This is a genomic window from Pseudoalteromonas sp. OF7H-1, from assembly GCF_022347825.1.
Classification (GTDB): Bacteria; Pseudomonadota; Gammaproteobacteria; order Enterobacterales; family Alteromonadaceae; genus Pseudoalteromonas; species Pseudoalteromonas maricaloris.
On record NZ_JAKRFX010000001.1, the window covers coordinates 340,069 to 362,017 of the forward strand.

General features: G+C 41.2%; 21 protein-coding genes. 6 read left to right on the top strand and 15 right to left on the bottom strand.

The features are described from left to right. Positions 1-31 precede the first annotated feature (31 nt). Both MHN30_RS01565 and MHN30_RS01570 read right to left on the bottom strand, forming a co-directional pair. Positions 32-379 carry a phasin family protein gene (locus tag MHN30_RS01565; RefSeq protein WP_017216260.1) on the bottom strand — a complete coding sequence of 116 codons (348 nt, stop codon included), beginning with the start codon at positions 377-379 and terminating at the stop codon, positions 32-34. A gap of 125 nt (positions 380-504) precedes the next feature. Next, positions 505-1,254 (bottom strand): SDR family oxidoreductase, encoded by a 750-nt coding sequence (locus MHN30_RS01570; protein ID WP_039496779.1) that lies wholly within the window; start codon positions 1,252-1,254, stop codon positions 505-507. Positions 1,255-1,470: 216 nt separating this feature from the next. On the opposite strand from MHN30_RS01570, the gene MHN30_RS01575 reads away from it, so the two are divergent. Both MHN30_RS01575 and MHN30_RS01580 read left to right on the top strand, forming a co-directional pair. Next, positions 1,471-2,013 carry a hypothetical protein gene (locus MHN30_RS01575; RefSeq protein WP_130163643.1) on the top strand — a complete coding sequence of 181 codons (543 nt, stop codon included), beginning with the start codon at positions 1,471-1,473 and terminating at the stop codon, positions 2,011-2,013. A 172-nt stretch (positions 2,014-2,185) separates the two neighbouring features. Beyond that, the gene (locus MHN30_RS01580; RefSeq protein WP_045989169.1) at positions 2,186-3,490 is read left to right on the top strand and encodes a DUF4910 domain-containing protein; all 1,305 of its coding nucleotides are present in this window, start codon (positions 2,186-2,188) and stop codon (positions 3,488-3,490) included. Positions 3,491-3,545: 55 nt separating this feature from the next. On the opposite strand, the gene MHN30_RS01585 is transcribed toward MHN30_RS01580, so the two are convergent. Next, positions 3,546-3,788 (bottom strand): acyl carrier protein, encoded by a 243-nt coding sequence (locus tag MHN30_RS01585; RefSeq protein WP_039496786.1) that lies wholly within the window; start codon positions 3,786-3,788, stop codon positions 3,546-3,548. 142 nt (positions 3,789-3,930) lie between these two features. Here MHN30_RS01585 and MHN30_RS01590 point away from each other — a divergent pair, with 142 nt between their 5' ends. Together MHN30_RS01590 and MHN30_RS01595 are read left to right on the top strand one after the other, a co-directional pair. Then, positions 3,931-4,905 carry a YhdH/YhfP family quinone oxidoreductase gene (locus MHN30_RS01590; protein WP_239357471.1) on the top strand — a complete coding sequence of 325 codons (975 nt, stop codon included), beginning with the start codon at positions 3,931-3,933 and terminating at the stop codon, positions 4,903-4,905. Further along, positions 4,902-5,363 carry a FabA/FabZ family ACP-dehydratase gene (locus MHN30_RS01595; RefSeq protein WP_239357473.1) on the top strand — a complete coding sequence of 154 codons (462 nt, stop codon included), beginning with the start codon at positions 4,902-4,904 and terminating at the stop codon, positions 5,361-5,363. Before MHN30_RS01590 ends, MHN30_RS01595 begins: the two co-directional genes overlap by 4 nt. 51 nt (positions 5,364-5,414) lie before the next feature. Here MHN30_RS01595 and MHN30_RS01600 read toward each other — a convergent pair whose 3' ends face one another. From MHN30_RS01600 to MHN30_RS01645, 10 genes are read right to left on the bottom strand one after another with little or no spacing between them, the layout of a single operon-like run. Then, a complete protein-coding gene (locus tag MHN30_RS01600) occupies positions 5,415-6,332 on the bottom strand; it encodes an AAC(3) family N-acetyltransferase (RefSeq protein ID WP_045989171.1) in 918 nt (305 codons plus the stop codon). 11 nt (positions 6,333-6,343) lie between these two features. Beyond that, a complete protein-coding gene (locus MHN30_RS01605) occupies positions 6,344-7,312 on the bottom strand; it encodes a transketolase C-terminal domain-containing protein (RefSeq protein ID WP_222241127.1) in 969 nt (322 codons plus the stop codon). Then, positions 7,296-8,141 (bottom strand): transketolase, encoded by an 846-nt coding sequence (locus tag MHN30_RS01610; RefSeq protein WP_222241126.1) that lies wholly within the window; start codon positions 8,139-8,141, stop codon positions 7,296-7,298. Before MHN30_RS01610 ends, MHN30_RS01605 begins: the two co-directional genes overlap by 17 nt. Before the next feature lie 11 nt (positions 8,142-8,152). Continuing rightward, entirely contained in the window at positions 8,153-8,899 is a 747-nt protein-coding gene (locus MHN30_RS01615; protein WP_239357475.1) for an SDR family oxidoreductase, read from the bottom strand. Further along, entirely contained in the window at positions 8,896-9,315 is a 420-nt protein-coding gene (locus tag MHN30_RS01620) for a gluconate 2-dehydrogenase subunit 3 family protein (protein WP_239357477.1), read from the bottom strand. Before MHN30_RS01620 ends, MHN30_RS01615 begins: the two co-directional genes overlap by 4 nt. Beyond that, the gene (locus MHN30_RS01625) at positions 9,315-10,919 is read right to left on the bottom strand and encodes a GMC family oxidoreductase (protein ID WP_222241123.1); all 1,605 of its coding nucleotides are present in this window, start codon (positions 10,917-10,919) and stop codon (positions 9,315-9,317) included. The genes MHN30_RS01620 and MHN30_RS01625 overlap by 1 nt, the downstream gene beginning before the upstream one ends. After that, on the bottom strand, positions 10,916-11,389 hold the full coding sequence (gene fabZ / locus MHN30_RS01630) for a 3-hydroxyacyl-ACP dehydratase FabZ (protein ID WP_045989177.1): 474 nt from the start codon (positions 11,387-11,389) through the stop codon (positions 10,916-10,918). The genes MHN30_RS01625 and fabZ overlap by 4 nt, the downstream gene beginning before the upstream one ends. A gap of 26 nt (positions 11,390-11,415) precedes the next feature. Next, the gene (locus MHN30_RS01635; protein WP_239357479.1) at positions 11,416-12,630 is read right to left on the bottom strand and encodes an acyl-CoA reductase; all 1,215 of its coding nucleotides are present in this window, start codon (positions 12,628-12,630) and stop codon (positions 11,416-11,418) included. Continuing rightward, positions 12,611-13,696 (bottom strand): acyl-protein synthetase, encoded by a 1,086-nt coding sequence (locus MHN30_RS01640; protein WP_130163651.1) that lies wholly within the window; start codon positions 13,694-13,696, stop codon positions 12,611-12,613. Before MHN30_RS01640 ends, MHN30_RS01635 begins: the two co-directional genes overlap by 20 nt. Continuing rightward, positions 13,681-15,093 (bottom strand): AMP-binding protein, encoded by a 1,413-nt coding sequence (locus MHN30_RS01645; protein WP_239357495.1) that lies wholly within the window; start codon positions 15,091-15,093, stop codon positions 13,681-13,683. Before MHN30_RS01645 ends, MHN30_RS01640 begins: the two co-directional genes overlap by 16 nt. 351 nt (positions 15,094-15,444) lie before the next feature. On the opposite strand from MHN30_RS01645, the gene MHN30_RS01650 reads away from it, so the two are divergent. Continuing rightward, positions 15,445-16,317, top strand: coding sequence for a hypothetical protein (locus MHN30_RS01650; protein WP_239357497.1), 873 nt, complete (start codon positions 15,445-15,447; stop codon positions 16,315-16,317). 25 nt (positions 16,318-16,342) lie between these two features. Here the strand turns inward: MHN30_RS01650 and MHN30_RS01655 are convergent, their stop codons facing one another. Further along, positions 16,343-17,860: a winged helix-turn-helix domain-containing protein gene (locus MHN30_RS01655; RefSeq protein ID WP_239357509.1), complete on the bottom strand. Its 1,518-nt coding sequence runs from the start codon at positions 17,858-17,860 to the stop codon at positions 16,343-16,345. 138 nt (positions 17,861-17,998) lie between these two features. On the opposite strand from MHN30_RS01655, the gene MHN30_RS01660 reads away from it, so the two are divergent. Further along, positions 17,999-19,426, top strand: a complete 1,428-nt coding sequence (locus MHN30_RS01660) for a beta-lactamase family protein (RefSeq protein ID WP_239357512.1) — start codon at positions 17,999-18,001, stop codon at positions 19,424-19,426. A gap of 123 nt (positions 19,427-19,549) precedes the next feature. Here the strand turns inward: MHN30_RS01660 and MHN30_RS01665 are convergent, their stop codons facing one another. Further along, positions 19,550-21,178: a methyl-accepting chemotaxis protein gene (locus MHN30_RS01665; RefSeq protein ID WP_239357514.1), complete on the bottom strand. Its 1,629-nt coding sequence runs from the start codon at positions 21,176-21,178 to the stop codon at positions 19,550-19,552. Positions 21,179-21,949: the final 771 nt, after the last annotated feature.

Below are 21,949 nucleotides of genomic sequence, written 5' to 3' on the forward strand. Positions count from 1 at the left end.
TAAGGCGACCTAAGTCGCCCAAAATTGCAGGTTATTGCGCTTTCGCTGTTTTTAGCGTTTCTTTACCAAGAGATTCTAAGCTGTCTTTAAATTCTTGACCTAATTGAGAAAGCTTTTGACCATCTTGGATCATCTGTTGGCTTAGAGCGTTTAACGCGTTCAACTGACTTGCGTTAAAATCCATCATAGATTTTGCATCTTTGATTTCAGTCGCTTGCTTTAGCTGCTCAATGGATGTTTTAGTGATCTGTTCAGCCGAGTGCAGCTGAATTTTAGATAGTGCTTCGATGTTTTTTGCTACGATTTGGTTAAACTGTACCGCTGGTGCAAAGAATTGCTCAGTTTGTTCGTTGAATGTTTTGAATAAATCGCTGTACATGGTCTTTTCCTTGTTATCGATTAAATTAACACAATGGATGATAGTGATTAGTTAGCACCACCGAACATCAGGTACAGCTCGCTCCCTCGGTGGTATTTAACCTGAGGTTATTTAGGTTATTTAGGTTATTGCATATATAGGCCGCCATTGAGCGACAGGGTTTCGCCAGTAATGTAACCGGCTGCTTTTGATGCTAAGTAAGCAACCGCAGCTGCAACTTCGTCAGGCGTGGCTAAACGTTGCATCGGTACTTGTGCTTTTATGCTATTTAATACGTCTTCACGCATGGCGCTTACCATAGGCGTTTCTGTGTAGCCTGGTGCTACTGCATTGACGGTGACACCGCTTCTTGCACCTTCATAGGCCAGCGCTTTGGTAAAACCAATCATGCCTGCTTTTGCGGCGGAATAATTAGCCTGCCCAAATTGACCTTTTAGGCCATTAACGCTGGAGATATTAACGATACGGCCTTGCTTATTTGCGCACATTGCCGCAAAGACTGGGTTGGTCATATTAAAGAGAGAATTTAAATTGGTGTTGATCACCTCGCTCCATTGCGCGTGGGTCATTTTTTTAAACGCTGAGTCGCGTGTGATCCCGGCGTTGTTTACGAGTAGATCGATATTCCCAAATTCTTGTAAGACCTGAGTCATCGCTGTGTGGCATTGCTCAGCATTAGTCACATCCAAGAATAAAGGTTTTACTGCCGCTGGGTTTATTTGTAGCGTGTTAAGCCATAGATCAAAGTCGGCCTCATTACGCCTTTCGCTTGCTATCGCGACAACAAAAAAATCTTTTTCAATGAGTGTTTTCGTAATAGCAGAACCTATCCCACCAAAGGCACCAGTTACCACCGCAATTTGCTTGTTTTCCATAACGCTCCCGCGAAAAAAAGAGGCTATACCAACATACTTCCTAGCCGAGTTAGCTTATCGAGTATTTTTGCTGGTATTTATGACAAATTGGTCGCGAGTTGATGTCAGTTTGAAGACAGCGGAAACGAAATTAGGAACGCACAACGTAAATTTAATTAAGTTTTATCCGGTTTTTCCGATATGTATAGCAAACAGTGTCTATCCCAAGGAGTGAAAATGGATATTCAAATACATCAAGGTAGCTTATCACCGCTAAAGCAACAGACTGAATTGAAATCACAAGGCTCGGCCCAAGTTACTTCCAACCAGATAAAGACGAAATCACCAAGCGATGCGGAAGAAAAGCAAGAGGTACCCGCGATGCTCTCCAAAGAGCTTGATGATGAAGCAGCAGGTTATAAAGAAGATAACCCTGTATTTAAAGAGGATTATGAAAACTTAGAAAAGGCAATGGACCTTATTCAAGCGCAAATTCGTAAACTCCAAGAAAGAATTAGTAAGCTGATGCAATCCCGAGAACAGCGATTTTTAAAAGTCGAACAGCACCCAGACGCGATTAATGATGAGCAGCAAGCTTTAATCGAACACGTAGGCAGTAAAAAGTACCGTGACCAAACAAAAGTAGATGAAGTGGAAGTGCTTGAAGAGCAGCTCTCTGAATTTAAACAGCAAGAAGCGGAGCTTCGCATCCAGATGTTAAAGATGATTTTGGCGGAGCGAGAACGGTTGGAAGAGCTTAAACGCAAAGGAAAACGGTAACTTTTTACCACTAAAAGGTAACAGTATGTTGTATAAGTAATTTTTGAGAGTTATATTTTATTGGATAATCTTATTGGAAATAATGTGTGGCGTGCCAACGATATCCATTTAGAACAATAAACGCACTAGAAAAATAAAGTGTATCATATTCGGGAAATAAGGAGTTTAGAACGTGCAATATCAAGAGTCAGAGTTGTTTTATAGTGACCTTTTTGATGAGCTTTTCCCCATACTGCGTTCAATCACGGGGCCAGGCTTGCGTCAGAGTTATGATATTTTCTCTCGTTATATGCCCTTGACAGTTCAGTCTATCCCGACAGGTACCTCAGTGTTTGATTGGACAGTTCCACAAGAGTGGCACTGTAATGATGCATACCTTCTAGATCCGGATGGGCAAAAAGTCGCCGATATGAAACGTTTAAATCTAGAAGTGGTAAATTACTCTGAGCCTGTAAATAGTGAGATTGAGCTCGAAGAATTACAAAACCACCTTTACAGTCTTCCTGAGTTACCGAATGCCATTCCATATGTGACCAGTTATTACAAAAAAAGGTGGGGGTTTTGTGTATCTCAGAATACTCGGGATAAGTTAAAACCCGGCACATATAAAGCGGTCATTGACAGTGAATTTGTTAATGGTCATTTGGATATTGCACAGACTGTCCTTGAGGGAGAGTCAAAAAAGGAAATCCTGCTAAGTTCTTATTTATGTCATCCATCAATGGCAAATAATGAAATCAGTGGGCCTTTGGTGCTGCTCGGTTTATATCACCGAATTAAGCGCTGGCCAAAGCGACGTTATTCGTATCGCTTTGCTTTGCATCCGGAAACAATTGGTAGTTTAGGGTTGCTTCATTTAGAGGGCGATTACTTAAAGGAAAATTTAGTTTCAGGTCTTGTAATTAACTGTATGGGTGGTGAGCCTGAAGAATTAGTATTCAAGCATAGTCGTAACGATAATGGATTGTTAGATAAACTGCTATATCACCTTAATGAACATGGCTTTCACCACCAAAACATTCCGTTCAGCCCATTAAGTGGTTCAGATGAGCGTCAATACAATTCACCAGGTTTTCAATTTCCAGTATGTTGCGTGAGTCGATGTTTTCATGCAGGTTATAGTGAGTATCATACTTCGTTAGACGATAAAGAAAATATGGGGATTAAACCGATATTGGATAGTATCGACAAACTTGAGAAGATTCTCATTGCGTTGGAGCAGACAGCAACGTTCGAGAACAAGTTTCCTTATGGTGAACCAAATTTAGGCAAGCGAGGGCTGTACCCGACATTGAGCTTTTTCAGCAAAGAAAGAGTTGGCCAATTAGAAGAGTTGAATCATATCAGGATGTTACTCAATTATAGTGATGGAAAGCATGACACGATAGATATTGCGAACTTATCGGGTTGTAGCGTAGTAGATATGGAAAGTGCGATCAGTAAATTAGAGCAACAAAGCGTTCTTGAAATGCTTTAGAAACGGAATGATAGCCAAGCTTTAAGCTTGTGCTATCATTTTTTAAAACTAGTTATTATACAACTTCAACATCATACTTTTTAAGTATGTTTTTCCCTTCGCCGTATGAACTAAAGTCTATGATATCTTCCATTTCTAACATGATATCAAATGCATCTTCTAATTCTGCAACGAGTCCCATGTGACCGACTGAGTCCCACTCAGGAATTGCTTGATAGCCGAAGTCATCGGTGAGCTGTGCTTCAGTGATGTCAAAAGCTGTAATAAAGGCCTGATTGTACTTTTCTAAGTTACTCATTTATTGTTCCTATTTGACGACGAGCAATAACTATTATTGTGAAAGAATATTCGTTGACTATCAATAGCATCTATAAAAGAATGTCAGTATCTTGATATATTAAAACACACTTGCCATGACAGAATACTATAATGCACTCGTAGTGGAAAAAAAATCTCCAAGAGAATTTGAATATCGAGTTAAAAGCTTGCCAGTGACACATCTACCTAGTTCTGAAGTACTCGTAAAAGTGCACTATTCTTCTTTAAATTATAAAGATATTTTATCCTGTCAGGGCAATCCTGCAGTGACTCGCCGCTTCCCTCATACTCCGGGGCTTGATGCAAGTGGGGTGGTTGAGCAATCAAATTCAGCTCTTTTTAAAAGAGGCGATAGAGTAGCTGTGTTTTGCACGCCAATGGGGATGAATTATCAGGGCGGCCTTGCAGAGCATATATGCGTACCTGCTGAGTGGCTCATAAGATTGCCAGAAAATATGTGCCTAGAGGAAGTAATGGTATATGGAACCGCTGGGTATACAGCGGCACTTGCCGTTGAAGCAATCGAAAAGCATGGTATCGACAAGTCAGTTAGTAAGGTGCTGGTAACTGGAGCTAGTGGTGGTCTTGGTAGTATCGCAGTATTACTTCTTAAGCATCTTGGTTATGACGTTGAAGTGAGTGTAACTCGGGAAAACGGTAAAGTTTTCCTTGAGAATTTAGGGGTCACCGCTATTGTTGATTTAAATGCGTCAGATGTGAAGACGACACAAAACTTATTGCCTTCAAGGTGGCAGGCAGTCATTGATGTGGCTGGTGGAGATGTGCTCGCTTGTATTTTAAAGCAGGTATCAGAGAATGGCATTGTTGTGAGCACTGGGCTTGTTGCGGGGACGCATTTTGAGACAAATGTATTACCTTTTATTCTTCGTGGGATCAGTCTAATAGGTATCAACGCGGAAGGAACCTCGGTCGAAAGTAGAAAAAGTCTACTGATAAAACTGGCCTCAATTTGGCGAAGTTCTGCGCTTTGCGATGTCTACACAAAAGTGAAATTAGCAGGGGTCAGTTGTGCTATTGAAAACTTTAAGGAGCAGAATATATATGGCAGAGTTGTAGTGGATATGGAAGCTAAATGATGATGAAAACTGCGGAACAAATATCTACCGCTTTGGATATAACCGCCCCTTTTTTAATGATCGATAATTACGAGTTGATTGAGAAAGGGAAAACGGCTATCGCGACAAAGTCTATCTCCGTTGATGATTGGTTTTTTGAATGTCATTTACCAAAATCTGGAGTCATGCCGGGCACATTGCAGATAGAAGGTATGTTACAAACGTTGGTGCTACTGATTTACGACTCATTTGAGCACGGAGAACATCGGGCTTATGTAAACAATATTAACGTTAAACTGATGAAGGCTGTCACAGTGACCACTTGCTCGGAGTTGCGCTATGAAGCAACCATACTTTCTATGAGAAGGGGGATATGTAAGGGCGAAGTAATTGCTTTGTGTGACGGTACAAAAATTTGCGCAGGCACATTTAGTTATGCCTCTCCACACTTAATGGCGGTACCTAAGTCAGCTGAATGATTTACGACCAATAGCCTGAAATAACTATTGGTCGTAAAAGGGCATTAATTATCAGCAGCTTTGGGTATTAATTAGTGCGTTTAACTCTTTGGTGTACAGCTTATCTGCTACCTTGCCGGTGATCACTTCATGCTCTTGTTTCATCGGTCCATAGTAATCAACATATCGGTTATTTCCACTATTTAGATCTTGCAACATCATTTCATGTGCACAGAGTAGGTTGATGCTGTGAATGAGAAGAGGTCTTTTTAGTGTGGATAGGAGTTGGGATTCAATAACTGCTGCTTCTCTAAAGGCTCTATCTCCAGTATGGGTTAAAGAAGAAAAGTCACAGGTATCTAGGTCTCGAACATAAAACTGAGTTTCAATGTGCTGCTCTTTGGTGTTTTGTAAGAGCAGCGAACCTGAAAATGTTTTGACGTAGCGATAATCAACATCGGCACAATGCTCTGCATGGTGAATGCTTGAGAGTGATTTTACATAGTGATGCCCAACGCAGATTAGCTGAGTGTTGTTATTTATCACCCACTCAAAAATGGAATCGGGTCCAGTGCTTTTAGCGATATAATTTTGTGTGAGAGAGGGGTAGGCGTGACCAAAAACTAAAAAGGAATAAAATGGTTGTTGAACTCTATGTTGCGGATATTGGGCTAACAACATTGCACCAAAAACACCGGTTTGTACTTCACTCTTGTAGGGAGAAAACGCTTTACTGTGAGGAAAACTAAAGTAAAACGACGAAATAAGTAAAGACTCATTAGGTTTGAGTTGTTCTACCAATGAATCAACAATATACACTGCCGCTTTGTGCGCTTCTGTGTGCTTTACACCTGTTGCAGCAATCAGCATGCGAAAATCAACTGACAACCAATATACATCACTTTGACATTGATTAAAGCTCAATTGTACTGCTGATACGATATTATCAAGCGCTTGAGTGACAGAATGATGATTATGTTCAAATTGCATCTTTAATCCAATTACTTAGTGAGAAATGTTACTGCTTTTTGAGCTATTGATTTTGCGTCCAACCCTTGCTCGCCAAGCATATAATCGTAATCACCTGTTTTTATGTATGCATCGGGTAGGGCAACAGAAAGGTGACGAATACCACTGCCCAGAGGCGATAAATATTCAGCAATGGCGCTACCAAGGCCTCCAATTTTAGAGTGTTCCTCTACGGTGATAATAGGTCTGCCTTTCGCGATGATTTCTTGCAGTCTAGCTTCATCCAAAGGCTTGATAGTATGCATGTTAATGACGGATGCCGATATTCCTTGTTCCGCGAGTAATTCGGCGGCCTGCAAAGACTGGTAAACCATTGAGCCACAAGCGATAAGAGTTACATCAACCCCTTCCCTAAGCAGAATTGATTTTCCTATTTCAAATTCATAATCATCTGTGTAGACGATTGGACAGTTTGCTGTGCCTGTGAGGCGTATATACATGGGGCCTTTGAAACTGGCCGCGGATTCTACTAACTTCACGACTTCAACACAGTCTGCAGGGGACACAACGGTTAAATTTGGGATAGCACGCATGACTGCCATATCTTCGATTCCGAAGTGAGAGTTCCCCAAAAATCCCATGCTTATCCCACCACCGATTGCGACAGCTTTAACATTTAGCTCCATGTAACCCAAATTCATTCGAATTTGTTCGCTTGCCCGCATGGCGATAAAGGGTGAAAAGGAAGAGGCAAAAACATTGTACCCCTCCTTTGCAAGTCCTGCTGCTACGCCAATCATGTTTTGCTCTGCAATACCAGCATTAAGAAACTTATCTGGGTAGGTCGTGCGAAAACGTTCTAACCCAGATGAACTCGCCAAATCAGCTGACATTACCATAAGGTCATCGTGCTTATCTGCTATGGCAAGAATAGCTTGACCATACACCCCTCTCGGACCAAGTCTTGCCCACTGACGTGCACTTTTAGACGTTATTTCCATTGTCGCTCCTTTCGTTATTTGAATTATTGAGGGCAGCGACAGCTGCTTCGTAATTAGTTTTAGTTAGACGATTGTGATGCCATGCGTTATCGCCTTCCATAAAAGAAACACCTTTTCCTTTAATCGTATTAGCGACGATGGCTTTAGGCTTATTTAGAGGAGCTTCTTCAAAAGCTTCAACAATGGCATCAATATCATGACCGTCAACTTCAATAACATGCCAGCCAAAAGCACGAAATCGTTCTGCCATATTGTCGATGTGAAGTACATCTTTTCCAAAGCCATCATTTTGTTGTTTGTTGTAGTCTATGATAGCGGTTAGGTTGTCCAGCTTTAGGTGGGATGCCAACATAGCAGCTTCCCATACGGAGCCTTCATTGGTTTCACCATCACCAACTAATGTATAGGTATGAAAAGGCTTTGCTTGTTTTTTAGCCGCGAAAGCGATTCCCACCGCCATTGATATGCCGTGACCCAAACTACCATTAGAGGACTCAATCCCTAAATCAAGATTCATCACGGGGTGGGCGATTAGATCACTGCCATTTTGTTGAAAGGTATCAAAAACTTCTTGAGAAATGATGCCTGCGCCAAGCAGTGCAGGATAAAATCCAAGTACACCGTGGCCCTTACTTAAGATGAAACGGTCTCGTTCTGGCCAGTGAGGATCTTGGGCGTCAAAATTAAGTACTTTTCCATAGAGTACCGCCATGACATCAGTCATAGACAGAGCACCACCAATATGAGTAGATGTGCCACTGTGATAGCTAATATCGAGTATCTTTTGCCTCATGGTACGTGCAAACTCAGTTAATTCTGGATAACTCATTACATTCCTCTTTAAATTAAACCGCCATCAACGTTGAGCACTTGGCCTGTGATGTGCGTCGCTAAATCACTACATAAGAACAAAGCTGTATTTGCAATGTCTTGAGGTATCGCAGCCTTTTTCAGTAAACTTTTAGCGACTAAGTCTATTCTTGCTTGTTCATCCATCTCTTCAGCCATATCGGTGCTAGTGACACCAGGCGCAATAGCATTCACCCTAATACCGCTATCTGCAAGTTCTACTGCCATACTTAGACTCGCGCGCTCAAACGCAGATTTGACACTTCCGTACGCTAGTGTACCGCGATCAATTTGATGCGTTGCACTTGAAAGAATATTGATTACACACCCTTGTTTTTGTCGCTGCATTAGTCTTGAAATCTGCTGAGTTAGCAATAACTGATTGAACAAATTCACTTCAAATAGTTGTTTAACATCATGCATTGAAGTCATTTGAAACAATCCACCCATTGCAACTCCAGCATTATTTATCAATATATCGACCGTTTTAGAAATTGCTCTAATATCTTTTATCGAGGATTTGACACTATCTTCATGGTTTAGATCTAATTTCACAAAGTGCAGATTATCTTGATGTGTCAAACCTGCCTTTGCGGTTTCAATGTCCCTGACAGCAGCGATTACCGTGCAACCATGTGCCAACAAGGTCTCGCTAATCGCTTTGCCGATCCCCCTGTTTGCGCCAGTTACAACGGCAACTTTATTTTTAGCAAGTTGCCCTGCAATGTAAGGTATCATATGACTTTCCTGTAAATAGGCCCACGTTCGTACACATCCTCAAGCAGCAGCCAGTCATCACTTTCCAAAGAGTTCCCGTCAGGAAAAGGAGGCACTGCGCCGGAACCAATTTTGGTTAATACGCTAGGGTGAGTGTAGTAGGCAGTAAGACATTGTTGGACGATATAATTGACTAAATAAACATCCACTCGCTTAGCTTTTTCAATGCAAAGTAAGTAGCTTTTTTCATCAAGGGAGGACAATGAGTTCGAAAACTTTTCTTGCGCAACATTATTCAAAATGAATAAAAACTCTTCAATTTGCTGTGGTTCTAAAAGGTTTGCTACAGCCTTATCTATATGCAGATCCGTCGCAGAGGGCATATTAAGGCTTGTATCTGAAGGTAAAATAACATCTAGAAATTGCGATAAATTCATTATACTACCCAACTCTTTATATTTTTACTGATGTGGTCACAAAACTTTAGAGTTAAAGCTTGGGCGGTAGCGACTGGGTTGACAGCTCCTGATGTGATAAAAACGCTGCTGTCGACGATGAAAAGGTTGCTTACCTCATGTGCTTGCCCATGCTCATTGACCACTGAATTTGTTTTATCTGCTCCCATTTTGGTTGTTCCCATTAGGTGCCAACCTGCATGTTTCACAGGATAATGAGCTGCTGAAATTTTCGCTCCGGCTTCGGCGAATAACTTTTTAGTTTGTTCGATACCATGCTCGAGCATTTTTTTTGTATTTTCATGTAGAGAATAGTGCACTTTGATACCGGGCATACCAAACCTATCCGTTTTCGAATAATCAAGCTCTATACGGTTTTCAGGATCTGGTAAATCCTCAGAAATGACGGCAATGCCCATATTATGGTTAAAATATTGCGAAAAGGCCTGATGATGGTTTTTTCCAAGAGGTATTCTTCTCGTTATGTATCCGGAGCACGCGCTATCTACTGCTGAAGAGCCCCTTAATACGTGCAATGTGTAGCCGCGTTTAAAGCCTCTATCTTCTTGCGTTTCATAAAATTGTTGAGAATAAATACTACAGCCTTGTGGACCGATGCTTGTATCAAGTGGTTCATCAAATACACCTTCGACATATGCGAGTGGATGTAGCATCAAATTGCGACCAACAAGGTCATAGTTGTTTAATAGCCCATTAGGGAAAAGTTCGGATTTACTATTTAGTAGTAATCTAGGTGTACCTATCCCGCTACAAGCGAGAATGACAAGGGATGCGGCTAAAAATTGCTCATCTCCATGTTTGTCATAATATTTTACTCCTGTTGCTTTTTGTTCTTTATCAACTGGAATATCAAAAACACGGCATTCAGTCATTACTTGAACGCCTTGTAACTTTGCTTGCGGCCAGTAAGTAATATCAACGCTGCCTTTGGCACCTTGACTACACCCGGTATTACACGGGCCCAAATTTATGCAAGGAGGTCGGTTTTGGTGGTTTTTAGTATTGATAGCACTGTATGACGGCCACCAATGCCAGCCAAGCCGATTAAAAGCTTGAGCCAATTTTTTCGCACCTCGCCCCATCGCGACTGGCGGCAATAAGTTTTCATATTCAGGGTATGCAGTATCTCCAACTAACCCTGCAACGCCCATCATCTCTTCATTTTGATTAAAGTAAGGAGTGAGCGTCTGGTAGTCAAATGGCCAATCCTCTGCAACCTTATCAAGCTTATATGTGGCAAAGTCAGAAGGGTGAAAGCGCGGAAAGTGCCCTGAATATAAGATGGTACTACCACCAAAGCCATTAAAATTGGCAAGAGATATAGCGGAATTACTGTTATCAATTGGGTAATCAGCCTTGTTGGCTCTAACATTCGGGTCAAAACTCGCTGACCGTTGCTTATCTCGCTCCCAATCCGCTTTGGTCGTGGGGTATTGGGCTGGGTTAGATTCGCGACCTTGCTCAATACAAACTATAGATAGGTTGCTATCCTGGCTGAGACGCCAAGCAGCGGCTGCTCCACTTGCACCAGAGCCAACAATAATAATATCTACTTTAGCGGTCATAACTCAGTTTTCTTTCTTGGCAGATATTGCTCGAGGATTTCCGGAATGGTAATCATCATATCGGCCTCACAGGCTATTTCGCCATTAACCTTCGCCACGCCCCTGCCTTTACAAATACCTCTTTTCCAAGACAGTACTTCGGTTTCAATTTCAAACTTTTCACCTGGTTTTACTTCTCTTTTATAGCGCACGGTGTGTTGCAAGGCATGTGTTACTTTACCCTTTAAGCCGGGAAGAGTAGTAATCGCGACCGTTAGCATTTGCGCTAACGCTTCGAGTTGCAGGGCGCCAGGCATATTTGGACCATCAGGAAAGTGTACAGGGAAGTACCACTCATTCATGGTTAGATTTTTATAGCCTTTGGCATATTTCCCGGGAATAACTTCCTCAACATGGTCAATCATGAGAAAAGGGTAGCGGTTAGGTTGATATTCTTGTAGTTCAACACAGTTTAAACTGAATTTTTCCATTTTTTACAAAGCCTTGTTTAAATATCTTAGTCGATAGTTACGATTCGGGATAATGTCGTTATTATATCGTATCCATCCCATAAATTGTGCATATTCAGTGCGTTACCTATGGGGACTATACGATCAATTCCACTACAGCCATTGCTATAGATAAACTCAGCAATAGTACTTTTCTCAACGCCTAAATAGCTCAAAGTTTGCACTTTCTCGTTGATTAGCGGGGCAAGCTGCGCTATCGATTTAATTCTGGTTTCGTAGATTAAGCCACTCGTACCACGGAAGCTTTGTTGAGAAATATTGATGGATTTTACTTCAATCCTAGTAAGTTCAGGTGAAGCAATTTCAATATTGGCGATATCCTCATGGTCAATAGCTGCATTACAAGTATCCACAAACTTATTTAGTACCTGAATGTCTTCAATCGCGTATTTATCTGCCGCAATGTCAGCTAAGCGTTGCCAAAGTCGACTTTTTGCTTCTATAACCGAAGAGTCATCACCAAGCCAAACACACAGCTGAGGTGATGAGCAGCCCGCTTGATCTAGCTGATATATATCATTATAAAAATGGTGGCAGTGGGTATTGATAAGGTCGTCAGAACAACAGCTAATGTAGGCAGCATCAAGCAAACATAGAGAGTAGCGATCTGCAAACGCTATTTCTCTAGAGCGAGGAGGCGTGGCAAATTGGCGCATTTTATTAATGGTATGATCACCGCCCCAAATCACTCTTCCTGCTGCTTGGCTGAGCCAAAATGCAGTGACATCATCATTATGAGCATAGCGAATAAGAAAAACTCGTTGGGCGATTGATTGGTACTCAGACTCTAATAATAATTGTGAGAGAGTTTGTAACGCAATATCTGTGCTGCGGTTTGATTTAGATGACAAGCGCAAAACACAGCTATTACCTGCAAGTAGCGCAAATGCGAGTGAATAAGCAAAGTTTATCGGTACGTTTGCTGGGCAAATATGAAAGGTTAAACCCAGCCCTACAGATAGTCTGTTTGAGTAGGGGCCTGTTTTCATTGATAAAAGGTTGGCTTTTCTTAGCCAAAACGCGAGCGCCATTAGATCTGGAAGCGTATTTGCCTCTGGATGTCGTCGTAGCCTTGCTGAAAGTGTATTTAAAAACGATATGGTTTGCTCTTCCCAAGCCCTTGTTGGTTGAATATGAAAATCAGATGATGAACCAACTAAGGTGGTAAAGTGAGCTTGAATGTTATTTGGAATAAGTATCACTGCACCCTCTCACTTCCGCTTGCTTTACTCTACCCAGTACATCAAAATAGGTACCTTTCCAGCCGCACTGGCAGTCATCTTCTCCAAGCTTTACACCGATATCTTCACTTAAGATGCTGTGTCCAGGGTAGCTATGAGGGAGTGCAGAAATTAATTGAATAAGCCCCAAATTACCATCTTTAACTGGTTGTAATGTTTTAAAGTCTCTAATTATTACTTCAGACCATGATGAGCAGTGGAAGTGGCCCTGTTTACACTCCATAAAGATAGACCCTGTTTGCTCAATCATACCGTAGTAATTGTGTACACTCTGGATTGCAGTAACGTTAGCTAATCTAGACTTAAAATGTGACTTGGTTACCTTATTTGCTTCTATTTTCTTCCAGCCACCACCATGAAGCAAAATACTTTCGGATAAATCAATTTTTTTGCTCAATTGCTCTAAGGCTTCAACAAAATGAAGCCAAACTATATAAGTAAAGCCAAAGATAAACTTTTTCTGTCCTTGATATTTGTCTATGAATGCGTTGAGAGCATCAAAGTTTATTGTCATATCATCATTCAATGCGTAAGTGATGTCTCGCCCATACATTGAAAACCCTAAGATACCCGCAGTACGAGCCGAAAACTTTGTTCTATTTTTGACGGTAGACGGACAGTCGATAACTAGCATTGGAAGGCGCTGTTTACCAATTAAGTGAGTAACTAGTTTAGAGAGTATTTTTACTTGCAGCGCTGATGTTCTTTTATCGAGATAAATTTTGGAAACGGATTGTCCAGAGGTTCCCGAAGACATCATCGTCTTAATAACACTTTCTTGTGGTACACTTTTTAATTCTTGAGATTTAAATAGTCTGACTGGCAGAGGAAAAAACGGACTAAATGGGTGGCTATTTAAGTCAATACTAGGCATAGACTGCTTAAGCTTTGCAAATGGCGGACATTGAGACAAATGAAGTTGATCTAGTTCAGCCAACTTTGATATTAATACAGATTGCTTTTGCTGCTTAGGCCATGCGTATGGTGGCCAATCAGATAATATTACTTCATCTACTTCATAAGACATTGATAATCTACCTTGCCACTTTCTAATCGAGGAATGTGTGAAACAGTTTGAATTTTGATGGCTGTAAAATTAATGGAAAATAGTTCTGCGAACGTTTTTTTAAGTGTTCGTAGATCAATTTCTTCGCCATTTACAATGGCAATATTTAGCTTATCATCAGTGCCAAAAGCGACACTTTCATACCCTAATTCTTGCAACGTTGCTTCAACATGACTCAGAGATATACGATTTCCAAACACTTTGATAAAGCGCTTTAAGCGGCCCTCTATGTAGAAATAGCCCTGTTTGCAGCTTGCTAAATCGCCTGTTTTCAAAATGCCTTGGTTTTCATCACCTTTAGATAAGTCGAAAATAGTTTCAGCGTAACCTAAGCATACATTATCTCCCTCATAGACTAGCTCGCCTATGTCGCCTGACTCTGTGATGTCGTTACCTTGCTCATCTTGGAGCCATAGTTTTCCTCTCGGAATTGCTTTACCGATACTGCCAAGGTGCGTATTCAAATCACTAGGCTGCATATAAGATATCCTCGGTGAAGCCTCTGTTTGACCGTACATCACCCAAAAATTAATACCCATTTTGTTCGTCAATGTTTGTATCTTTGACAAATATCGCTCTGCTAATTTACCACCGGCTTGTGTCATCGTTCTAAGATGGGGCAATTTCATGGTATCAAGCTTCATTCTCAGTAGTGATTCATAATGAAATGGTACTCCTGAGAAACTGGTAATTTCGTGAGCCGTCATATTTTCCCAAAATGACTTGTCCATTATCGTTTCATTTGTCAGATAAATTGAGGCACCCGCAAGTAAATGGCTGTTTACAATAGATAATCCATAAGAATAGCTAATAGGCAAATGTACAATAGCGCGCTCTAATGGGGTGATAGATAAATATTCTTTGATAGCTTGCGCGTTACTCAATAGGTTTTGTCTAGAAAATCTAACGAGTTTTGGTGAGCCGGTTGATCCCGAGGTTGAAGCCAAAAATGCCAATTGGGGGTGTAAAGAGTGAGGTTTATTTAAGGGGTCACATAGTAATTGATATTGATCCTGTGAGCTTAAAACTGTGTACTTAGAGAAAATACTTGCTTTCTCTGCTTTGGTTAAAACATAGTCAGGTCGGTATGTGCACACTAGCGTTTCGAGCTGCTCAGTTGCCATATTTGCACTTAAAAACAGTACTACGACGTCAGCCTCAATTGCTGCTAGGTAATGAACAAGGCATGGGTAATCATTATTTCCGATGATAAAAAGTAATGCCTTTTGCTGTAAGGGTTTTGCTGCATTTGCAACATCATCAAGCAGCGCTCGATAAGTATAGGATTCGCCGTTTTCAGTGATCACGGCAATGTGTTCTGGATACTGCTTGTTGATTACACTTTGAATCTTGGTCATGGGCTAAACTTTTGACGTTAAAACTGCTAATGGCATTACGCTTATTCTACAATAAAAATCCTGCAAAAATCGCGCCGATATCAGATGAGTATCACATGCTCAACGTGAACATATAAATAAAATATAGCGGTACGTTTAAAACTGATATGAACTCAATGAATAGCGCTTACAGCACCTGTAATGTTAGCTTAAACAAATAAAAACATTAACTTATATGAAGAAGATAGAAAAGCATAACGTTAAAATCAGCGAAAATTCATCCAAATTTCATGGCATCACTCTCACCACTTGCTAGCTTGAACACCCTTTGTAATTGATTTCAAAAGTTTAATTAGTAATAGGGAGCTAAAAATGGATAACAAATTATTGACGTCTGAATGGTTGATACTATTCGTAACTTTAGTAATGGTCAGCAAGAGCCTTGCTCAAAACGCAGAAGTATCTTTAATAGGCCCTTATCTTGGCCAAACACCACCTGAGGACACACCTCAAGTATTTGCGCTTGGCACGGTGTCAACAGAGCACAGGGATCACAATGCGTTTTTCTCTCCCGATATGAAAACTTTTTATTTTACGCGAAAGGATCTGAACGTGAACCGTTGGAGTTTAATTGCATACGAGCAGCGAGGTGAACAGTGGCATGAAACGGTTGTTGGTCCAAGAGTTGGAAGGCCATTACTAGCACCAGATGGTGTGAGCATGCATATGGGGAAATATGTTATGACGCGTCGAGAGGGGAGCTGGTCTGAAGCCAAAAGTCTAGGCCCTATGTTTGATAAAGAAAGTTGGGGGATCATGCGGTTAAGTGCATCTGCGAGTGGTACGTATGTGTTTGACGATTATAAAAGTGGCGATGTTATTAGGATCTCTGAGGTGAAAAACGGTCAACGCCAAAGACCGGTTAAATTAGGTCCTGAAATTAACACTGGTCTATATAATGCGCATCCATTTATCGCGCCCGATGATTCTTACATTATATGGGACGGGGTTCGAGATTCAGGGTTTGGTAACTCAGATCTTTATATCAGCTTTCGTTTGAAAGACGGTAGTTGGGGCGAAGCGATTAATTTGGGAGACAAAGTAAACACGAGTGCGCGGGAGGCGTCAGCGAGTGTAACGCCCGATGGCAAATATCTGTTTTTTAACCGTACCACACCTTCAAGAGATGCTGATATTTTTTGGGTTGATGCTCAGGTAATCGAAACACTAAGACCTGCCAATTAACTTATTGGTATACAGCGCACAGTGACTACTTTGGTGTGCGCTTTATTCTTTTCTTTAAGTTAGTCAGAGTAAGTTGCTCAACAATGCTATCTACAAAATGAGCTTGATCTCCTGTGATGTTGAAAGGCAATGCTTTAAACCTAAACTCGTCACTAAATCCCTGTTGAATAGCCTGTTTGAAATAGTCCTGAGCCTTGTCATTTTGCTGATGGTAAAGGCTGATGAGGCCGAGGCTAAAGACTAATTCAGGGTCTTGGTTGCCGGTCTTTATCTGGTTGGCAATATCATCGGTATATTTACTTATTGATTGATGCTTAGCTGTGAGGAGTGACAAGTATAATTGACTGAATAATGCGTATTTACCGTGTTTTTCAACAGTCAGCACCAAAACATCGGTCGCTTTATCATGATGATTGTTACTTAGATAAGAAAGGGCTGTGAACCAGTTTAATGTCTGGGTATTTGGCGCGGCTTTGGCTAATAAGTTAAGGTGTTGGATGGCTTTTTTATGCTGCGTTTGTTGCTGTAAAAACTGGACGTGTTCTAGTTGTATCCAAGGAGATCCCTTTACTTCAGGACGGGCGTTGATAAGTACCTTGCTAAACCAGTTGGCCATGTGCATTTTGCGCAGGCAGTGGAGGTAGCTAGCAACTACCTTAGGCTCGCTGGGAGAAGCCTCATAAGCTTGGCGTGCTAGTGGGTATGCATCAATGGTGTTGCCTTGCAAGAGATAGGTCTCGGCTAGGTGTGACTTTAACAGAGGCCAATTCGGCGTATTTGCTATGGTGTCATTTAGAAGTTGTTGTGCTTGATGGTAATGCCCTTGAAGAGTATGGACTTGAGCCAAAAGCAGTTTTACTGATGGACTATCGGGTGTTAAATCCAGCGCTTTTTCTGTATTGATCCGGCTTTTCGTCAGCGCGTCTGCAACCTGATTATATAAGTTATAGTCGCTCAATAAAGCTCGACTCAAGCCCTTATAACTCTCATCTACGTCTTGTGATGTTGTGATGCTTTGCTGATACAGCGCTATCGCCCGTAAATTATCTTCTAAAGTTTGTCGGGTAAAGTGCTGCTGGGCGATGCTCAATGTTGCGTCATAGCTTGTTGAAGAAAATGGTGAGGTAAAAGGGGAGTGATATATACCAAGAATACACGCCAGAGCTAGGCCGATACTTCCGCCGGCTAGAGTCGTAAATCGCTTTACTGCTGGCGCTTGCGGTTTATGATTTATCTTATTAACGGTTGCACTAAAGCGGTATCCGACGCTGCGTTCAGACACGATATATTCTGGTTTATTGGCATCATCTTCAAGGAGCTTTCGTAGCCGTGCTATTTGTTTTTTAATCGCATCATGAGTCACGACTCGACCAAGCCAAACTTGTTGTTCTAATTGCTGGTGGCTCACAAGGTGAGGTGCATGCTCAATCAGGTTCAGCAACAATCTATGTGCGAGCGGTGTCAGTACATGAGATACATCGCGATGACTGATGGTGCGAGAAGATACATCAAAATCCCATTTTTGATTCAACTGATACTGCAAGTCATAAATCCTGTATTTTTTATTTTATTGATTTAAATGCTTTTAATTGTTTTGTCACGCAATGTCACCAAAGCGCACTGGCAAGCCAATATTAGATACGTAGAGTAAGACTCGTCATAACAATAAACAAGGATTTACATGAAAGCATTACCCCATTTACTGTTATTTTTATGCTTGTTTTCTATGCCTGCTCAGGCGACGACTCAACTGCAAAAACAACTAGATGACTATATCGCGCAGTATCACCAAATTAAAGAGTTTGATGGTGCCGCTTTGGTTGCTCGAGGATCTGAGGTGTTACTGCAACAAGGTTATGGGTTTGCCAACGTAGAGTGGCAAATAGCAAATCAGCCCAATACTAAATTTAAGCTAGCATCAGTGACCAAACAGTTTACCGCGCTTTTGGTATTACAACAGGTTGAGAAAGGAAAGATTGAGCTTGATGCTAATATTTCCAGTTATTTACCTAAATACCGAAAGGATACGGGAAACCAAATTACCATAAGGCAATTACTTAATCACACGTCAGGCCTACCTGATGTGTTTAAACACCCTGAATTTCGCCAAGTGCAAAGTCACAACCCTTATAACCGCGATGAGTTTATCGACCATTTCTGCTCAGGAGACTTGTTGTTTGAGCCAGGCTCTGCGTTTCGTTACAGCAATGCCGGCTACACTATACTTGGGCGTATCCTTGAGCTTGTGAGCGGAAAAAGTTACTGGCAACTACTTGAAAAGCAAATATTAGTACCGTTAGATATGAAAGAAACTGGATTTGCCGATCATAAGCAGGTAATTAAAGGTCTAGCGAATGGTTACGATAGCACGTTGAAGGGGTTCAAACATGCCGATTTTATTGACATGACAGTACCTTTTTCCGCAGGCGCAATGTATTCAACGGTGCAAGACATGTATAAGTGGGACCGGGCATTATACACAGATAAGCTATTAACGCCTGAGACCAAGACATTGTTATTTACCCCCTCTAAACATAGAAATTACGGGTTTGGCTGGGAAGTCACCGACAAAGAAGATACCAGTCAAATTAAAACGCTGGTTCACCATGCTGGTGGCATCCCAGGGTTTGGGGCTAAGATTGCAAGAGTATTGGAGGACAAAACGGTTATTATTTTATTGGATAATACAGGTGGCGCGCCATTGACACAGATGGTTGATGGCATACTTGAAATCCTTGCAGGTAGGGCTGTAGCAGCGCCTAAGTTAAGTCCATATCGGCTGCTTTTTGCAACGATTTTATCTGACGGCGTTGAAGTTGCGATTAAAAACTATCAACAACAGGTTCGCAAAGGGAAGGGGCTGAGTGAGCGCCAGCTAAATCGCTTTGGGTATCAATTATTGGAAGTCGGTTATTACGACGCCGCAATTGAATTTTTCAAATTGAATGTTACGGCACACCCAAAAAGCGTGAATACCTATGACAGTCTTGCCGAAGCCTATCTTATTAAAGGAGATAAAACCAATGCAGGTGTTACTTATCGGCAGTTATTGCAATTAGATAATAACCATGAGGCGGCTAAGAGGTTTGTAGAATCAACCTTGAAGTGAGCGCAGCAGTCAACTTTTGCGATGTCTGTTACCGAGTATAGTTTTCCGATGATAAAGTGCCTCAATTATATAGCGCCTAGCCGTACGTAGGCTTAGGCGCTATTTATCCATTATGGCGGTATTTTAGAGCGTAAACTTGTCGACTTGTGACTTTAAGTCGTGGGCAAGTTTACTCATTTCATTACATGCCGTCGCGGTTTGGTTGGCACCTTCGGTCATTTCAACGGCTGAGTAATTGATAGTTTCGATATTTTTGTTCAGTTCCTCTGAAACCACTGATTGCTGATGACAAGCTGACGCGATCTGTGTACTCATGGCTGCGATGCTATCAATTTGAGATTCAATTTGATGGATCATATTGCCAGCGACTTCTGATTGCTCAACACAAAGTGCAATACCTTGTTCACAGGTCTTGGTTGCCACGCCAGTTTCCTTCGACTTGGTTTGTAGGTCGTTGACGATTTCAACAATTTGCGTGGTTGAATCTTGGGTGCGTTGGGCCAGTGAGCGAACTTCATCCGCAACAACGGCAAAACCACGCCCTTGCGCGCCTGCACGAGCGGCTTCAATGGCGGCATTTAATGCCAATAGATTCGTTTGCTCCGCGATTTCTCTAATTACGTCAACAACCACATTAATGTTGTGTGAGTTTTTCTCGAGATTATTGGCAAGCTCGCCTGCAGCTGTGACTGTTTGTGCAACGTCTGAAATATGATTAATATTTGATTTAAGTGCGTCGCTGCCTTCTCTGGCTTTTTCACTTGCTTGATTTGCTGACTCAGCACCCATTTCTGTACTTTTAGCTACTTCACTAATCGCTGCTTGCATTTGTGTCATCGCGGATGCGACGGATTGCAGCTCATTTTGTTGTACATTCATACCTTGGGCATTTTGGTAAGAAATGGCATTTACTTCTTCTACTGCTGCAGTTAATTGAATGGCAGAGTCATTGATCATGGTGATTAAGGCGTGTAACTGTGAACGCATTTTTTCTAAAGATTGGGTCAATAAACCGAGCTCGTTCTTGCCTGTATCTTCAAGTGTAATCGCATGATTTAGCTCACCACGGGAGATTTTACTCGCAAGCTCCACGGATAAAGCGAGCGGTGTCTTAATCGCTTTACTCAACAGCATACAGATAATGACTATGGTTATTGCAACGAGTAATCCAGAAATCGCTAAAGTAAATAAGGTACTATTAACTGCTGATATAGCCGAGCGCTCAGAATTTTCAACACTGCTATCATTTAGTGCTTCCAGTTCACTAAGCTCAGACATGGCGTTGGCAAACAGGGGGTAGCTATCTAAAATGATTCGATTCGCTTCTTTGGCATCACCATTGATGATGAGGCTCTCATAACGGTACGTGGCATTGACGTATCGCTGCCAAGCGGTAATAAACGCATTGAACAGTGCCTTTTCTTCTTTGCTGACAGGTAATGATTGATAAAATGTTATCTTGTCATTCAATGACTTCTTCAGATCTCTTAATATAGCGAGCCAGTTTCGTACCTCTGAGTCTTCAGGGTTTAACGCAGTACTAAACTCATCTTTACGTATCGTTGCTAAGTCAATTTTAATGTCTTTGATGGTTTCCATCGATGGAATGCTGGTTCTGACTATGTCGTTCAGATTGGCGTTTACTTCTTTCATTCCTTGGTAGCTCATCAAGCCAACTCCAATGAAAATGACAAAAAGTAAGGTGAAACTTAACGTTATTTGGTTAGAAATAGATAGTTTTTTTAACTGCATTATTGAAGCTCAATGAATCCATGGATGATGATTGATATTTAAAGGGGCGGTATTGTATTTGAAAAGCAGGTGATATTAATAATTAAATGTTTTTTGCTAATGTTTGCAGTTTGTATTATTTGTTGATTATATTTTGTGTTTTAGATTTGTGATTTTTTAGCTGAAAGTCAGTGTGGTTTTTTATCCTTTTTTTGTGGTTTTATTTTCTAAAAAATGTCCGGTTTTTAACTTTGCCACATCACTTACTTTTTTGTTTAAAATCTTTGTTTTATGTGGCTTTATAGATGGCGTTGAACGATGAGATTGGGGTGTGTAGGCTAGGTGAATTAAAATTCACCAAAATTTTAGTTGTAGAAATCTGCATAATATTGATTTAGTTCAGTTGTTATGAAGTCAGGGTGGGATTCCACTTTGCTCACAGCTTAACCAAAAAGTAACTCTGTCCTAAAATTGCAGTTTTTTTGAACCACATAACCAAAACATTGCAATTTGAGTGTAAAAATGACACCAAAATCAACCACGCACACTCCACAAAAGAGTCGAACTTATTGATATCGTTTCATCGCGTCACGAGCTCGTGAAGCTGGAAAAACTCATTGATTGGCGGCGTCTAGAGGCTAAATTCAAACAGCATTATAGGGGTAAAGGTACTTGCGCAAAGCCTATCCGCCTACTTACGGGTCTCGAATACCTGAAACAAATTCATAAACTGTCTGATGAAAACACGGTGGTCATGTGGTGCGAAAACCCGTATTGGCAATATTATTGTGG

Coding starts and splice junctions, on each gene's coding strand:
- MHN30_RS01565 (WP_017216260.1), bottom strand. CDS start 379: ATGTACAGCGATTTATTCAAAACATTCAACGAACAAACTGAGCAATTC.
- MHN30_RS01570 (WP_039496779.1), bottom strand. CDS start 1,254: ATGGAAAACAAGCAAATTGCGGTGGTAACTGGTGCCTTTGGTGGGATA.
- MHN30_RS01575 (WP_130163643.1), top strand. CDS start 1,471: ATGGATATTCAAATACATCAAGGTAGCTTATCACCGCTAAAGCAACAG.
- MHN30_RS01585 (WP_039496786.1), bottom strand. CDS start 3,788: ATGAGTAACTTAGAAAAGTACAATCAGGCCTTTATTACAGCTTTTGAC.
- MHN30_RS01595 (WP_239357473.1), top strand. CDS start 4,902: ATGATGATGAAAACTGCGGAACAAATATCTACCGCTTTGGATATAACC.
- MHN30_RS01600 (WP_045989171.1), bottom strand. CDS start 6,332: ATGCAATTTGAACATAATCATCATTCTGTCACTCAAGCGCTTGATAAT.
- MHN30_RS01605 (WP_222241127.1), bottom strand. CDS start 7,312: ATGGAAATAACGTCTAAAAGTGCACGTCAGTGGGCAAGACTTGGTCCG.
- MHN30_RS01610 (WP_222241126.1), bottom strand. CDS start 8,141: ATGAGTTATCCAGAATTAACTGAGTTTGCACGTACCATGAGGCAAAAG.
- MHN30_RS01615 (WP_239357475.1), bottom strand. CDS start 8,899: ATGATACCTTACATTGCAGGGCAACTTGCTAAAAATAAAGTTGCCGTT.
- MHN30_RS01620 (WP_239357477.1), bottom strand. CDS start 9,315: ATGAATTTATCGCAATTTCTAGATGTTATTTTACCTTCAGATACAAGC.
- MHN30_RS01625 (WP_222241123.1), bottom strand. CDS start 10,919: ATGACCGCTAAAGTAGATATTATTATTGTTGGCTCTGGTGCAAGTGGA.
- fabZ (WP_045989177.1), bottom strand. CDS start 11,389: ATGGAAAAATTCAGTTTAAACTGTGTTGAACTACAAGAATATCAACCT.
- MHN30_RS01640 (WP_130163651.1), bottom strand. CDS start 13,696: ATGTCTTATGAAGTAGATGAAGTAATATTATCTGATTGGCCACCATAC.
- MHN30_RS01645 (WP_239357495.1), bottom strand. CDS start 15,093: ATGACCAAGATTCAAAGTGTAATCAACAAGCAGTATCCAGAACACATT.
- MHN30_RS01650 (WP_239357497.1), top strand. CDS start 15,445: ATGGATAACAAATTATTGACGTCTGAATGGTTGATACTATTCGTAACT.
- MHN30_RS01660 (WP_239357512.1), top strand. CDS start 17,999: ATGAAAGCATTACCCCATTTACTGTTATTTTTATGCTTGTTTTCTATG.
- MHN30_RS01665 (WP_239357514.1), bottom strand. CDS start 21,178: ATGCAGTTAAAAAAACTATCTATTTCTAACCAAATAACGTTAAGTTTC.